The 14526-nt window shown below is 76.9% G+C and carries 12 protein-coding genes; 6 read left to right on the forward strand and 6 right to left on the reverse strand.

Annotated features, from left to right (window positions below; genetic code table 11):
* Genes PKE99_RS22190 through galT form a run of 3 tightly spaced genes read right to left on the reverse strand, consistent with a single transcriptional unit; the run spans position 1 to position 2596 of the window.
* The gene (locus PKE99_RS22190; RefSeq protein WP_037044407.1) at positions 1 to 369 is read right to left on the reverse strand and encodes a YchJ family protein; all 369 of its coding nucleotides are present in this window, start codon (positions 367 to 369) and stop codon (positions 1 to 3) included.
* Positions 366 to 1490 carry a galactokinase gene (galK, locus tag PKE99_RS22195; RefSeq protein WP_037044409.1) on the reverse strand — a complete coding sequence of 375 codons (1125 nt, stop codon included), beginning with the start codon at positions 1488 to 1490 and terminating at the stop codon, positions 366 to 368. The genes PKE99_RS22190 and galK overlap by 4 nt, the downstream gene beginning before the upstream one ends.
* Positions 1487 to 2596, reverse strand: coding sequence for a galactose-1-phosphate uridylyltransferase (gene galT, locus PKE99_RS22200; RefSeq protein ID WP_425566487.1), 1110 nt, complete (start codon positions 2594 to 2596; stop codon positions 1487 to 1489). The genes galK and galT overlap by 4 nt, the downstream gene beginning before the upstream one ends.
* A gap of 80 nt (positions 2597 to 2676) precedes the next feature.
* Here galT and PKE99_RS22205 point away from each other — a divergent pair, with 80 nt between their 5' ends.
* Positions 2677 to 3393, forward strand: a complete 717-nt coding sequence (locus PKE99_RS22205; RefSeq protein ID WP_231498165.1) for a GNAT family N-acetyltransferase — start codon at positions 2677 to 2679, stop codon at positions 3391 to 3393.
* On the opposite strand, the gene PKE99_RS22210 is transcribed toward PKE99_RS22205, so the two are convergent.
* Entirely contained in the window at positions 3377 to 4600 is a 1224-nt protein-coding gene (locus PKE99_RS22210) for an ROK family transcriptional regulator (RefSeq protein ID WP_051737246.1), read from the reverse strand. The genes PKE99_RS22205 and PKE99_RS22210 overlap by 17 nt on opposite strands.
* A gap of 149 nt (positions 4601 to 4749) precedes the next feature.
* Between PKE99_RS22210 and nhaA the strand changes: the two genes are divergently transcribed.
* The 3 genes from nhaA (at position 4750) to PKE99_RS22225 (ending at position 10657) form a co-directional block, all read left to right on the forward strand.
* The gene (gene nhaA / locus PKE99_RS22215) at positions 4750 to 6027 is read left to right on the forward strand and encodes a Na+/H+ antiporter NhaA (protein WP_037044414.1); all 1278 of its coding nucleotides are present in this window, start codon (positions 4750 to 4752) and stop codon (positions 6025 to 6027) included.
* Positions 6028 to 6148: 121 nt separating this feature from the next.
* Positions 6149 to 7363, forward strand: coding sequence for an MFS transporter (locus PKE99_RS22220; protein ID WP_197040572.1), 1215 nt, complete (start codon positions 6149 to 6151; stop codon positions 7361 to 7363).
* A 219-nt stretch (positions 7364 to 7582) separates the two neighbouring features.
* Positions 7583 to 10657 carry a helix-turn-helix transcriptional regulator gene (locus PKE99_RS22225; RefSeq protein WP_037044417.1) on the forward strand — a complete coding sequence of 1025 codons (3075 nt, stop codon included), beginning with the start codon at positions 7583 to 7585 and terminating at the stop codon, positions 10655 to 10657.
* A gap of 15 nt (positions 10658 to 10672) precedes the next feature.
* Here PKE99_RS22225 and PKE99_RS22230 read toward each other — a convergent pair whose 3' ends face one another.
* Positions 10673 to 11326, reverse strand: coding sequence for an RNA polymerase sigma factor (locus PKE99_RS22230; protein ID WP_051737248.1), 654 nt, complete (start codon positions 11324 to 11326; stop codon positions 10673 to 10675).
* Positions 11327 to 11527: 201 nt separating this feature from the next.
* A complete protein-coding gene (locus PKE99_RS22235; RefSeq protein WP_037044418.1) occupies positions 11528 to 11809 on the reverse strand; it encodes a hypothetical protein in 282 nt (93 codons plus the stop codon).
* A 212-nt stretch (positions 11810 to 12021) separates the two neighbouring features.
* Here PKE99_RS22235 and PKE99_RS22240 point away from each other — a divergent pair, with 212 nt between their 5' ends.
* The gene (locus tag PKE99_RS22240) at positions 12022 to 13290 is read left to right on the forward strand and encodes a DNA repair exonuclease (RefSeq protein WP_037044420.1); all 1269 of its coding nucleotides are present in this window, start codon (positions 12022 to 12024) and stop codon (positions 13288 to 13290) included.
* Between the two features lie 3 nt (positions 13291 to 13293).
* Positions 13294 to 14526 (forward strand): AAA family ATPase (locus PKE99_RS22245; protein ID WP_271214907.1); only part of this gene is annotated, 1233 nt, incomplete at its 3' end.

Below are 14526 nucleotides of genomic sequence, written 5' to 3' on the forward strand. Positions count from 1 at the left end.
CTACTCGGCGGAGAGGTAGAGCCAGGCCCCGTCCTCGCGGACGAACCGGCTGCGCTCGGCCTGCACCCCCGGCCGGCCGCCGACCCGGTGGTGGGCCCGGAACTCGACGATCCCGTCGGTGTCCAGCGGGCCGCCCGCCACCCGGCCCACGATCTCCAGGTGCGTCCACCGCACGGCCGGGTCGAGGTCCAGCCGGCGCGGCCGGGTCGACCGGTGCCAGGTCCGCCGCAGGTACTCCTCGTCGCCCACCGCGAAGGCCGCGAACCGGCTGCGCATCAGCTGCTCGGCGGTCACCGCCCGCTCGCCGGCGTGCAGACGCCCGCAGCAGGCCCCGTAGGGCTCGCCCGACCCGCACGGACACGGCGTCATGCGCGCCCCGCACCGTCGGCGGCCACGGCGTCGAAGACCACCGGCGGCTCCCAGCCGCGCTCGGCGTAGGCGGCCGTGACCGCGCCCGTGACCCCGTCGCCGGCCTCGGCGTCGACCAGCGCGATCACGCAGCCGCCGAACCCGCCGCCCGTCATCCGGGCCCCGTGCGCGCCGGCCTCCTCGGCCACGGCGGCGGCGACGTCGACGTGCGGGACCGTGATCTCGAAGTCCTCCCGCATCGACGTGTGCGAGGCCGACAGCAGCGGCCCGATCGCGCGCGGGTCCTTCCCCGCCCGCAGCCGCCCGACCACCTCGAGCACCCGCTCGTCCTCGGTCACCACGTGCCGGGCCCGCCGGCGCAGGCGCTCGTCGGTGAGGCTCTCCACCGCCGCGACGGTCGCGTCCCGCAGCGCCGGCACCCCCAGCAGCTCGGCTGCCTTCGCGCAGTCGGCGCGGCGGGCGCCGTACTGGCCGTCGACGAGCTGGTGGGGGGCCCGGGTGTCGATCACCAGCAGCCGCAGCCCGTGCGTGGCCAGCGCGAACGGGATCAGCTCGACGTGGTCGTCCCGGGTGTCGAGGAAGACGAGCCGGTCCGCCACGCCGTGCATCGCGGCCATCTGGTCCATCCCGCCGGTGGGCGCGCCGACGAACTCGTTCTCCGCGCGCCGGGCGAGGTGCGCGATCTCGGTGAGGTCGAGGCCGGTGCCGGTCAGCTCGCACAGCGCCACCGCGACCGCGCACTCCAGAGAGGCGGACGACGACAGCCCGGCCCCCACCGGCACGTCGCCCTGCACGAACAGGTCGAGGTCCGCGACGGGCAACCCCGCCTGGCGGAAGGCCCAGACCACCCCGGCCACGTAGGCGGCCCACCCGGTGACCTCGCCCGGCGCGACCGTCTCCGCCGCGAACGTCACGGGCTCCGCCTCGCGGGACGAGCGGACCGTCGTGGCGCCCCGGGCGAGCTCGGCGGCGACGCGGGTCCGCCGGTCCAGGGCCAGGGGCAGCACGAAGCCGTCGTTGTAGTCGGTGTGCTCGCCGATCAGGTTGACCCGGCCCGGCGCCGCCCACACCCCGGCCGGGTCGTGGCCGTAGACCTCGGCGAACCGGGTGGCGACGCTCATGCCCCCGCCCCGCCCGTCACGGCGCCGTCCTGACCGGGGCCCAGCTCGCGCAGCCGCGCGGCGACGTCCTCGGGGGTGGTGTCGTTGATGAACACGCCCATGCCGGACTCGGAGCCGGCCAGGAACTTGAGCTTGTTCGGCGCCCGCAGGATCGAGAACAGCTCGAGGTGCAGCCAGGCGAGGTCGCGGTCCGTGCGCACCGGGGCCTGGTGCCACGCCGCGATGTAGGGGAGGGGACGGCCGTGGAAGAGCTCCAGCCGGCCGAGCACGTCGAGCCAGATCGTGGCGAGGTCGGTGCGCTCGACGTCCGTGAGGTCCGGCAGGTCCGGGGCGCCGCGGTGGGGGTAGAGGTGCACCTCGACGGGCCAGCGCGCGGCCTTGGGGACGAACGCGGTCCAGTGCCGGGTCTCGGTGACCACCCGGTCGCCCTCGGTCCGCTCCCGCTCGAGGATGTCGGCGTAGAGGTTGCCCCGCGTCCGCGTCCGGTACCGGCGGGCGGACTCCAGCTGCTGCCGGGTCCGCGGCGTGACGAACGGGTACCCGTAGATCTGCCCGTGCGGGTGGGCGAGGGTCACCCCGATCTCCTCGCCGCGGTTCTCGAACGGGAAGACCTGCTCGACGTCCGGGCGGGCGGAGAGCTCGGCGGTGCGGTCCGCCAGCGTGTCGATCACGAGCCGGACGCGGTCCGGCGGCAGGGCGCCGAAGCGGCCGTCGTGGTCGCTGGTGAAGCAGACCACCTCGGCCCGGCCGACCCCGCCGGAGAACGACGGGAAGCGGTTCTCGAACACCACCGTCTCGTAGTCCGGGGTGGGCACCTCGGTGACGCGGCCCGGGACCGTCGGGCACAGCGGGCACTGGTCCGCCCCGCCGGAGGGCTGGAACGTGCGCGTCTGCCGGTGGCTCGCGATCGCCACCCACTCGTCGAGCAGCTCGTCGTAGCGGATCTGCGACACCGTGTGGACCTCGGGCAGGCCGCGCCCGTCCGTGCCGGGCACCCGGCCCGGCTCCCGGTCGTACCAGAGGATCTCCCGGCCGTCGGACAGCCGGCCGCGGGTGCGGTGGACGGACGTGCCGCCGACCACGGCGGGGGTCGATGCCTGCGTCACGGAGGATGCTCCAACCTGGTCGTGCCGGAGTGTGCAGCCGTCGGAACGCTATACCCCGAGGGCGAGGCAGGATGGATCTCGTGGCTCTCCCGTCCCCCGATGACACGACCGGACCTCTCGGCAACCCCGTCCTCGCCGCCCTCACCGGGCCGCACCGCGCCTTCGCCGACCTCCGCGGCCGCGCGGCCCGCTACCAGCCGGACGTCACCCCGTTCGCCGGGCTGCCGCTGGACCCCACCCCGGAGGACTGGGCCGACCTCGCCGCGGTGAGCGGTCCCGGCGGGTCCGCGGTGCTGGCCGGCCCGCGCCGCGAGGCGCCCGTGGGCTGGGAGACCGGCATGGACCTGCCCGGGGTGCAGATGACCGGCGACGCGCTGGAGGTCGCCCCCGACCCGGAGGCCGTGCGCCTCGGGCCCGCGGACGTGGCCGAGATGCTGGACCTGGTCGCCCGGACGAAGCCCGGCCCGTTCCTGCCGCGGACGATCCAGCTCGGCACCTACCTCGGCATCCGCCGCGACGGCGCGCTGGTCGCGATGGCGGGGGAGCGCATGCGGGTGCCGGGCGGCACCGAGATCTCCGCGGTGTGCACCGACCCCGCCGCGCGCGGGCAGGGGCTGGCGGCCCGGCTCGTCCGGGCGGTGGGCGCGGTGATCCGCGAGCGGGGGGAGCTGCCCTTCCTGCACGCCGCCGCGACCAACACCGCGGCCATCCGGCTCTACGAGCACCTCGGCTTCACGGTCTCGCGCGAGCTGGAGTTCGTCGGCTACCGGGCCCCGGCGGTCAGTCCGGCGGGGTGAGGTCGTGCTGGGCCAGGACGTCGTCGACCGCCGAGGGGGACAGCACCTGGTCCAGCACGAGGATCGCGCAGCCGGTCACCCCGCTGCGCCCGGCCAGTGCGCCCGGCTCCACCCGCAGCGTCTGCGTGGCGGTGGCGACCGACCGCTTGAAGACCGACTCCCGGATGCCCGCGACCAGCGGCTCGTAGGCGCCGACGAGGTCGCCGCCCACGGTGATCACCGCCGGGTTGAGCAGGTTCACGGCCGAGGCCAGCACCTCGCCGATCCGCCGCCCGGCGGTGCGCACCAGCCGGACGGCCTCGGCGTCCCCGCTGCGCACCAGGTCGACGACCCCGGACACGGTGTCGACGGTGCGCCCGCGCGCGGTAAGGTCGCGGATGAGCGCGCTGCCGCTGGCCAGGATCTCCAGGCAGTCGACGTTGCCGCAGTGGCACGGCGTGCCCGGCCCGTCGGCGATCTGGGTGTGGCCGATCTCGCCGGCCGACCCCCGGGCGCCCCGCTGCAGCGTGCCCCCGCTCACCACCGCGGCGCCGATCCCCGTGGAGACCTTCACCACCAGCAGGTCGTCGATGCCGGGGTGCGCGTGCTGTTCGGCGATGGCCATGACGTTCACGTCGTTGTCCACCCGCACCGGCACCGGGAACCGGTCGGTGAGCAGCGGCGGCAGCTTGACCTCGGCCCAGCCCGGCAGCACCGGGACGCCGATGCTGCACCCCGCGACGGAGTCGACGGTGCCGGGGATCGACAGCCCGATGCCGCGCACCTGGGCCGGGTCGCTGCCGGTCTCCTGGACGAGCCGGGCCAGCCGGTCGCCGACCGCCTCCAGCACGGCCTCGGGCCCGCTGCGCACCCGCATCCGCACCGAGTCCTGGGCCAGGACGGTCCCGGCGAGGTCGCAGACGGCGAGCGAGGTCCGGCTGACGCCGACGGACGCGGCCAGCACCGTGCCCCCGGCGGTGTGGAAGGCGAGCCGGGCGGCGGGCCGGCCCCCGGTCGCGGCGCCCCCCTGCACCTCCGTGACCAGGCCCTCCTTGAGGAGCCGGTCCACCCGGGCGGCCACGGCGGTCCGGGACAGCCCGGTCGCCCGGCCGATCTCGGTCCGGGTGGCGACGGCACCCTGCCGGATGAGCGCGAAGATCTCCCCTGCGGTGGCCGGGGCGGACGTGGGCCTGCGGCCACGGGCGGACCCGATGCCGGCACCGGTCATGACGGGGCCTCCTCACCTGCGTCGATACCGAAGATGCCACATTTTCGCTTTTCGCGTGCGCAAGGCGTGCCGTAGGGTGGCCCGCGGTGTGCCGGGAAGTCTGGTCGGCGTCCGTCCCGCCGTGCCCGCACACCGAGAGGCCAACCGTCGTGAGCCGTCCCGCCCGCCTGTTCGACCGCGGCACCTGGCCCGAGGCCCGCCGCATCGGCGACCTGCTCCGCACCGAGACCGTGGGCGGGCTGCTGCTCGTCGGGGCGGCCGTCGTCGCGCTGATCTGGGCGAACTCGCCGTGGCGCGGGGCCTACTCGGCGCTCGGCGCGATCACGGTCGGGCCGGCTGCGCTCCACCTCGACCTCACGCTCGCGGCGTGGGCGTCGGACGGGCTGCTGGCGGTCTTCTTCTTCGTGGCCGGGCTGGAGCTCAAGCGCGAGTTCGTGGCCGGGGACCTGCGCGATCCCCGGCGGGCGTCGCTGCCGGTGGCCGCGGCGGTCGGCGGCATGATCGTGCCGGCCGTGATCTTCACCGCGCTGAACCTGGGGGCGGGCACGGCCGTCGGCTGGGCCATCCCGACCGCCACCGACATCGCGTTCGCCCTGGCCGTGCTCGCGGTGATCTCCACGCACCTGCCCTCGGCCCTGCGCACCTTCCTGCTCACCCTCGCCGTGGTCGACGACCTGCTGGCCATCACGATCATCGCGATCTTCTACACCGACGACCTGCACCCGCTGCCGCTGCTGCTGGCGCTGGTCCCGCTCGCGCTGTTCGCGGTGCTCGTGCAGCGGCGGGTCCGGTCCTGGTGGCTGCTGCTCCCGCTCGCCGCCCTCACCTGGGGGCTGGTGCACGCCTCCGGGGTGCACGCCACGGTCGCCGGGGTGCTGCTCGGGTTCGCCGTGCCGGTGGTGCGGCGCGCCGCGGGACCCGGGCCGGGCCTGGCCGAGCACTTCGAGCACCGGTTCCGGCCGCTGTCGGCGGGCGTCGCCGTGCCGGTCTTCGCGTTCTTCGCGGCCGGGGTGTCCGTGGTCGACGCCGGCGTCGGCGCCTTCCTGCACCCGGTCACCCTCGGGGTGGTCCTGGGCCTGTTCGTGGGCAAGACGGTGGGCGTGCTCGGCGCGACCTGGGCGGTCCAGCGGTTCACCCGGGCGCAGCTCGCCGAGGGCCTGAGCTGGTGGGACGTGCTCGGCCTCTCGGTGCTCGGCGGAATCGGGTTCACGGTGTCACTGCTGATCGGCGAGCTGGCCTTCGGCCCGGGCTCGGCGATCGACGGCGAGGTGAAGATCGGCGTGCTCACCGGCTCGCTGCTCTCGGCGCTGGTCGCGAGCGTGATCCTGCGCATCCGCAACGCCCGCTACCGGCGGATGGAGGCGGAGGAGGCGGTCGACTCCGACGCCGACGGGATCCCGGACGTCTACCAGCGCCGCGAGGACTGAGCGGCTACAGCGACCGCCACCACCGCGACCGTCGTGTCGTGCGTCTCGTCCACGGGCCCACGCCAGTTCCCTCGCTCACGACCGCGTGACGTCGTGGTTTCGCACTGCAAGGATGAAACCAGTGACCGCCACGCACGAAACTGCCGCTCCCGCCCCCACCGCAGCCCCGCCCCGGACCGTCGCCCCCGCCCTGCTCGTCGCCGCGATCCTGCTGCTCGCGCTGAACCTGCGCGGTCCGATCGTCGCCGTCTCGCCGGTCACCGAGGCGATCCGCGCGGACCTGGGGATCGACGCCGGCACGGCCGGTCTGCTCACCAGCCTCCCGGTGCTGTGCTTCGGGCTGGCCACCCCGCTGGCGTCGGCGCTGCTGGCGCGCACCGGGCTCGGCCGCGGCGTGCTGGTCGCGCTGGGCGTGCTGCTCGGCGGGACGATCGTCCGTTCCCTCGACGGGCTGCCGGCCGCGGTCGCCGGGACGCTGCTGATCGGCGCGGCGATCACCGTCGGCAACGTGGCGGTGCCGGTGGTGATCGGGCGGGACCTGCCGCGGCAGGCCGGCGCCGTGCTCGGCATGTACACGGCCGCGCTCAACATCGGCTCGATGATCACGCTCTCGCTGACCGTGCCGATCGCGGGTGCCACGGACTGGCGCTTCGCCCTGGCGTCCTGGGGCGTGCTGGTGCTGGTCGCGGCAGGTGTGTGGTGGTGGGCGACCCGGTCGTTGGGCGCGGGCACGCCGGCCGACGCGGCCGCCGAGGCCTCCGTCGCCGGGCCCGTGTGGTGGCGCCGCCCGGTGGTCTGGGGCCTCACGATCGCGTTCGCCGGCCAGGCCTTCGCCTACTTCGGCGTCACGGCCTGGCTGCCGCTCCTGCTCGGCGACGAGCTCGGGATGAGCGACTCCGCGGCGGGCGTGAGCTCCTCGGTCTTCCAGGTCGCGGCGATCGTCGGCGCCTTCGGCGTCCCCGTGCTGCTGCGGCTGTGCCCCTCGCCGCGGATCGTCGTGGCCGTGGTCTGCGCGGCGTGGGCGGCGCTGCCGCTCGGCCTGCTGCTCGCCCCGGAGGGCTGGGCGGTGTGGTGCGCGCTGGGCGGGGCCGCGCAGGGCGGCGGGATCACCGTGATCTTCTCCCTCGTCGTCCGGCGGGCGCGGGACCTCACCGAGAACCGCCGGATGTCCGCGCTGGTCCAGGGCGGCGGCTACACCGTCGCCGCGACCGGGCCGTCCGTCGTGGGCGCCGTGCACGAGGCGACCGGCACCTGGTCCGGGCCGCTCCTCGTGGTCCTCGCGGCGGTGCTCGTGCTGTTCACGGCGGGTCTGGCGGCCTCCGGCCGCACCGCCTGAATCTTTTTCCGGCCGGGCGTATCCGGTGGCGGTCCGGCGCGCTCTTCTCGTGGCGTGGGGGAGGGTGCCGCCGGGCCGGGGCCGAGGGGGTGGCGCAGGAGCGGGCCGGGGGTCCCGTGTCTGCGACCGCCCCGGCCCGTCGGGTCCCCACGGCCCGGCCGCGCCACGGGCGGGTCTACCTGCTGGACCAGGAGGCCCGGGCTGAATACCGTACGCAGAGTGACCGCCCCGGCCCGTCCGCCCCTGATCGGACGTACCGACGAGCTGCGGTCCCTTTCCGAGCTGTTCGAGGCGGCCCGCACCGGCACGCCGGGGGTCGCGCTGGTCTGCGGCGAGGCGGGCGTCGGCAAGTCGCGGCTGGTCGCCGAGCTGGTGGCCCGGGCCGGGCGGTCCGGGGCCGTCGTGCTCGCCGGCGCCGCGGTCGACGTGGGGGAGAGCCCGCCGCTGCTGCCGCTCACCCTGGCCGTGCGGACGCTGGCCCGCGAGCCCGCCGGGCGCGCGGTCGTCGAGCCGTGGCGGGGCGAGCTGGAGGCCCTCGGGCTCCTGCCGCCGTCGCCGGGCGGGACCGTGCAGGCCGTCCCGCACCATCTGGACACGGCCGGCCGGGTCCTGCTCGGGCTCGCCGCCGACCGGCCCGTGCTGCTGGTCGTCGAGGACGTCCAGTGGGCCGACCGCGCCACCCGGGACCTGCTGTCCTACCTCACGGCGATCATGCTCGACGCCCGGCTGCTCGTGGTCGTCACGCATCGCGAGGGCGGTGGCTCGCCCGGGCTCGACGAGCTCGGCCTCGGCGGGCTGCGCCGGCACCCGCGCGTGCGCGGAATTCCTCTGGGACCCCTCGACCGGGCGGCGATCGCGGAGCTCGTGGCGCGCGAGCCGCTGCCCGAGACGGACGTCGACGACCCGGTCGAGCTGGTGTGGCAGCGCTCCCGGGGCAACGCGTTCATCGCCGAGGAGACGGTCCGCGCGCTGCGCGACCGCGACCCCATGGCGGTCTCGGGCACCCTGCGCGACCTCGTGCTCGGCCGGGTGCGCGCGCTCCCGGAGGACGCCCGCACCGTGGTCCGGGCGCTGTCGGTCGCCGAGGGCGCGGTCTCGCACGAGGTCGCGCAGCTGGTCACCGGGCTGCCGCCGGACCGGCTGCTCACCGCCGTCCGGCACGTCGTCGAGGAGGGCTCGGTCGTGCTCGACGGGCCCGGCGCCGAGGGCGGCGACGACGGGTACCGGCTGCGGCACGGGCTGGCCGTCGACGTCGTGTCCGCGGACCTGCTGCCGGCCGAGCGCCGGGACCTGCACCGCCGGTACGCCGCGGCGCTCGCCGAGCTGACCGCCGGCGGCGACCGGTCGGCCGTCGCCGCGCTGCTCGCCCACCACTGGGACCGGGCGGGCGACGACGCGCGGGCCCTCAGCGCCGCCGCCGACGCGGCGAGCGCGGCCGAGCGCGTGCACGGCTACGCCGACGCCTACCGGCACTGGCGGCGGGTCGCCGACCTCGTGGCGGGCCGGTCCGTCCCACCCCGGCCGGCGCCCGAACCCGTCGTCTCGGTGGGCCTGGACCGGCCGGTGAGCCTGGAACGGGCGGCCGAGGCCGCGCACCTGGCCGGCGAGCACGACGCCGCCGTGAACGTGCTGCAGGAGCGGATCGGGCTCACCGATCCCGCCGACCCGCGCCGGGCCACGCTCGTCGCGCGGCTCGGGGACTACCTGCTCGCGGCGGGCCGCGGTGTCGAGGCCGAGGGCGCCTACCGGGAGGCGCTGCGGCTGGGCGGGGAGGCGCACGTCGCGCTGCTCGCCGGGCACGCGGAGGCGCTGCAGGCCGCGGGCCGGTTCGCCGACGCCCGCGACGAGGCCACGCGGGCGCTCGCGGCGGCCCGGAAGGCGGGCACGCCCGACGAGCAGGCCCGCGTCCTGGTCACGCTCGGCTTCAGCCTCGCCTACCTGGAGGACACCCAGGCCGGCGCGGCCGCGCTCGCCGAGGGGCTGCGGGTGGCCGAGGCGAGCGGGTCGCCCGCGGTGCTCGGCAGCGCCTACCACCGGCGGGCCGAGCTCCTCTCCGGGCCGCTCAACGCGCTGTCCGAGGGCATCGACCTCGCCCTGGCCGGGGCCGAGCGGCTCACCGAGCTGGGCCTGGGCCGCACGCACGGCGTCCGGCTGCTCGCGCTCGCCGCCAACGGCCAGTTCCGCTGCGGGCGCTGGGACGAGGCCGTGGAGGTGATCGACCAGGCCTTCCGCGCCCGGCCGTCCGGCAGCGAGGCGCTGGACATCCGCCTCTCCCGCGGCCGGATGCGCGTCGGGCGCGGCGACCTGAGCGGGGCCGCCGAGGACCTCGACGCGGTGGCGATGCTGGCCCACGACACCGTCGGCGCCCGCTACCGCGTCCCGATGCTCACGCTCCGGGCCGGGCTGGAGATGTTCCTCGGCCGGCCGGAACGGGCCGTGGGGCACACCGTGGCCGGGCTCGACGTCGTCGGGAAGGGGCACGACGACGTCTGGCTCGAGGCTCCGCTCGTCTGGCACGGCCTGCGCGCCCACGCCGAGACCGTGCGGTTGGACCGGCCCCCGCCCGCCCACGAGGTCGTCAGCCGGCTCCGCGAGTCGGGGGCCGGGCTGCACGACCGGGCCCGGCGGGCGGTGCCGATGGTCGCCGGGCTCGTCGGAGTGTTCGCGCAGATGTGCGACGCCGAGGTGACCCGCGCCGACGGCGACTCCGATCCCGAGCTCTGGGGCGAGGTGGCCGCGCAGTGGCGCCGCCGGGACCAGCCCTACAACGTGGCCTACGGGCAGCTGCGCCGCGCGGAGGCGCTGCTCGCCCGGCGCACCCGCAGCAGGGCCGCCGCCGACGCGCTGGTCGAGGCGCACGACATCGCCGCGGACCTGCGGGCCGTGCCGTTCCTCGAGGAGGTCCGCGACCTCGGCAGACGGGCGCGGATCCGGCTCCCGGACCTGCCCCCGGAGCCGGGGCGGACCGGGTACCACCCCGAACCGGACGCGGTGGCCGGGCCGGTGCCGGACGAGGTGGAGGTCGCGCGCCCCGCCCGTCCGCGGGTACCGGCCGCCCGGCCGCCGACCCGACGGGACGTGCTCGGGTCGCTGACCCCGCGGGAGACGGAGGTGCTGGCCGAGATCGCGGCCGGGCACACCAACCGGGAGATCGCGCAGCGGCTGTTCATCAGCGAGAAGACGGTGGGCATCCACGTCACGCACCTGCTGGCCAAGCTCGGGGTCCGCAGCCGGGTGCAGGCGGGGGCGGTCTACCTGCGCGCCGCGCCCAGCGAGACCCACCCCGGCCCCTGAGCCGGGGAACCCCGCTCAGCCCGCGGCGCTGCCGGCGGCCGGGGCGAGCCCCCGCACGACCGGGTGGGCGGCGCCCAGGCCCCGCTCCACCGCGAGCCGGCGGAGCTGGTCCAGCGCCCGGGCCCGGGTGGGGCCGATGGAACCCGTGGGGATGCCGGTGACCCGGCTGATCCGCTCGTAGCTCCAGGTGTCCTCGCCGAACAGCGCGGCGATGAGCAGCCGGCGCCGGCGCGGCAGGTCCGCGACCAGTGCCCGCAGCTCGCGGGCGATGTCGGCGTCGACCGCGCGCTGCTCGGGCCCGGGCGTCGCCTCCGCGACGGTGACCCCGGCGTCCTCCACGGGGACGCCCGCATGCGCGGACCGGTCGAGGATCCGCAGGCACTCGCGTCCGGCGACGGTCGAGAGCCAGCCCGGGAGCCGCTCGACGTCGTTGATGCGGTCGGCGTTCTGGGCGAGCCGCAGCCAGGTGGCGGCGACGGCGTCGTCGGCGTCGGCGGGCTGCAGCCGGAAGCCGCGGACCCGGGAGCGGACGAGCCGCTCGTACCGGGTCACGACCTCGCGCCAGGCGAACTGGTCACCTGCGGCGAGCCGGCCGAGCAGGTCGGCGTCGGCGGCCGCCGGGGGAACGGGCGCGCCGGTGCCGGACGGGGGTGGGACGGGCGTGCGCATGGATGCCTCCGAGGGGGTCCTGCGCGGCCGGGGCACCGGCTCGCTGATGACCCCTCAGAGACTTCCGCCCGGAGGGCCTCGCGCGCGTCTGGACAACCCCCTAGGAGGGTCGCGGGGACCCCCCTATTTCCGCGGGGGACCACCCCCACCTCCCGTGGGTGCGGCGGGCGTCGACCGGGGGTGGACCCCCGCCGCGGGAGGTCAGCGCGGGGTGCGCACCTCCGTCGGCTCCGTCCGGCGGGCCGCGTGCCGCGCGGCGGCCGGGGAGTGCCCCCGCCGGGACGGGTCCCACTCACCGGTGTCCGGCGGCTCAGCGGCCGAACGCTCCCGGGCGGGTTCGCCGCACGCGTCGGCGTGCAGGGCGGAGTGGACCCACGCGATGCTGCCGTCGGGCAGCACCCGGTCGATGTGGGCCAGGCTGGTGTAGCGCTCGCGAGCGACGTCGATCGGCGCGTAGCACCGCTCGCACAGGTGGAACTGCAACTCGCCTCCCAGGGCTCGGGGCAGGGGCCCCGGGTCGGCGTTGAGACGAGGCTGGTTCGGACGCTGGACTGCCCGATTCTGGCACGCGAAAACCGTGATCCCCCAGGTCGCACGGGTGGCGTCGCGCACGTCCCGGGATTGTCGGCGGGCGGTTGTACGCTCGCCGCAGCCGAATCGCACGCATGTAGTTCGCCCGTCAGGAGGTTCTGGGAGTGCGCCTGGTCCACGCCGCCGACCTGCACCTCGACAGCCCGTTGCTGGGGCTCTCCCGGCTCGAGGACTCCGACCTGGCCGACACGTTGCGCCGGGCCACCCGCCGGGCCTGCGAGAACCTCGTCGACCTCACCGTGGCCGAGCGGGCCGACGCGCTGCTCCTCGCCGGGGACGTCTACGACGGGAACTGGCGGGACTACGCCACCGGCGCCTTCTTCGTCCGGCAGATGTCCCGGCTGCACGACGAGGGGATCCCCGTCTTCCTCATCAACGGCAACCACGACGCGGAGAGCGAGATCACGCGCTCGCTGCGCCTGCCGCCCAACGTGCACCGCCTGGCCACGGACCGGCCCGAGACCGTGGTGCTCGACGACGTGGGGCTGGCCGTGCACGGCCAGGGCTTCGCCACCCGCGCGGTGCTGGAGAACCTGGTGCCGGCCTACCCCGACCGGATCCCGGGCCTGGTCAACGTGGGCCTGCTGCACACGTCCGTGCTGGGTGCGGAGGGGCACGACTCCTACGCGCCCTGCACCCCCGAGGACCTCGCGCGCTGCCGCTACGAGTACTTCGCCCTGGGGCACGTGCACGACCGCCGCGTGGTCAACGACGGGGAGCACGTCGCCGCGTTCAGCGGGAACCTGCAGGGCCGGCACCCCCGCGAGCCCGGGGCGAAGGGCGCGACCGTCGTCGAGGTCGGGCCCGGGGCGCGGGCCGAGCTGCGGCACGAGGTGTGCGACGTCGCCCGCTGGACCCACGTCCGGCTCGACGCGAGCGCCTGCGCCGATGCGGACGAGGTGCTGGAGGCGCTCGACGCCGCGCTGCGCGGGATCGGGCTGGCCGCGGGCTCCCGGCCGGTCGTGGCGCGGGTGACCCTCGACGGGCCCACCCCGGCGGCTCCCGCCCTGCTCGACGCGGAGTGGCTGCGCGCGGAGATCGACGTCGTGGCCGAGAAGTCCGGGGCCGTCGTCGAGATGGTGCGCAACCGCACCCGCAGCCCCCGCGCGGAGGATGCGTCCCCGGAGGCGGTGGCCGCCGTCGACGAGGAGCTCGCGGGCGCGGTCGCCTCGGCGGCGTCGCGGCTGGTGGCGGAGCCGGAGCGGGCCGGCGAGCTCGTCGCCGTCCTGGAGCGCGAGGCCGGGCGGCGGCTGCGCGGGGCGGGGCTGGACCTGCGGGACCCGGCCGGGCTGGCCGAGCTGGCCCGGCGGGCGGAGGAGGAGCTGCGGGCGCGGCTCGCCGGCTCCGACCCCACGCGGGGATCGGCGGCCTGACGGGTGCGGATCACCGGGCTCACCCTCGAGCGCTACGGCACCCACGAGGGCCGCGTGCTCGCGCTCGGCCGCGGCCTCACGCTGGTCACGGGGCCCAACGAGGCGGGCAAGTCGACGCTGCTCGACGCCGTGTCCGACCTGCTCTGGGGCTTCCCGCGCCCGGTCCGCCACGCCTACGCCGCCTCGCCGGCCCGGCTCGCGATCGCGGCCGAGATCGCGTTGCCCGGCCAGGAACTGGCCGTCCGCCGCACCACCCGCGGGCTGTTCGGGCCGGGGGAGGAGCCGCTGGAGGCGCCCTGGGGCCCCGGCGGCGCGCAGTCCCGCCGCACCTGGCAGCAGAGCTTCGGGCTCGGGCACGAGGCGCTGCGCGAGGGCGGCGCCCGGCTCTGCGAGGGCGGCGGGGAGCTGGCCGAGCTGGTGTTCACGGCGCGCAGCGGGCGGGACGTGCGGGCGATCCTCGCGGAGCTCGACGAGGAGGCGGACCGCCTCTACAAGGAGCACCGCAACGCGCAGAAGGTCGAGCTGCGGCGCGCGCTGTCCGCCTACGAGCACGCCGACGCCGCGGCGGCCGAGCAGATGTCCCGCGCGGGGGACGTGGCGGCCCTGGCCGAGGAGATCGGCCGCCTGGAGCGCCGGGCGACCGCGCTGGCCCGGGGCCGGGAGAGCGCGGCGCGGGCGGGGGCCGAGGCGCAGCAGCGGGTGCGGGCGTACCCGGCGGCGCGGGACGTCGCCCGGCTGCGGGCGGACCTGGCCGCGCTCGCGGCCTCCGGCGTGGTGCTCGACGCCACCCGGCTCGCCGAGTTCGACACCGCGCGGGAGGCGCGGGACCGGGCCGAGGACACGCTCGCCGAGCTCGAGGACCGGCTGCGCGCGCTGCGGGCCGAGCGGGGCGAGATCCGGGTCGACGAGGCCGTCACGGCCGACGCCGAGCAGATCCACCGGCTCGCGGGCGAGCGGCAGGCCCGGCAGGCCGAGGCCGAGCGGCTGGGCACGCTGCGGGCCGAGGCGGCGGACCGCTCCCGCCACGCCGAGGAGCTGCTCGAGCGGATCGAGCCGGGCGTCGAGCCGCGGGCGGTGCGCCGCCGGCTCGAGGCGCTCACCGTCCCCGCGGACCGCGCGGCGGATCTCGACGCCCTGGCGGCCGAGGTCGAGCGGGTCGCCGAGGCCGCCGCCCGGGCCGCCGAGCAGCACCGCGAGGCCCGCCGCACCGCGCGGGAGGCCGCCGACGCCGAGCGC

It is taken from the genome of Pseudonocardia halophobica (assembly GCF_027922425.1).
In the GTDB taxonomy this organism is placed as follows: Bacteria; Actinomycetota; Actinomycetes; order Mycobacteriales; family Pseudonocardiaceae; genus Pseudonocardia; species Pseudonocardia halophobica.

Bases quoted from the DNA above. Each gene is read 5' to 3' on its own strand.
- PKE99_RS22190 (WP_037044407.1), bottom strand. From the start codon at position 369: ATGACGCCGTGTCCGTGCGGGTCGGGCGAGCCCTACGGGGCCTGCTGC.
- galK (WP_037044409.1), bottom strand. From the start codon at position 1,490: ATGAGCGTCGCCACCCGGTTCGCCGAGGTCTACGGCCACGACCCGGCC.
- PKE99_RS22210 (WP_051737246.1), bottom strand. From the start codon at position 4,600: ATGACCGGTGCCGGCATCGGGTCCGCCCGTGGCCGCAGGCCCACGTCC.
- PKE99_RS22230 (WP_051737248.1), bottom strand. From the start codon at position 11,326: ATGCGCACGCCCGTCCCACCCCCGTCCGGCACCGGCGCGCCCGTTCCC.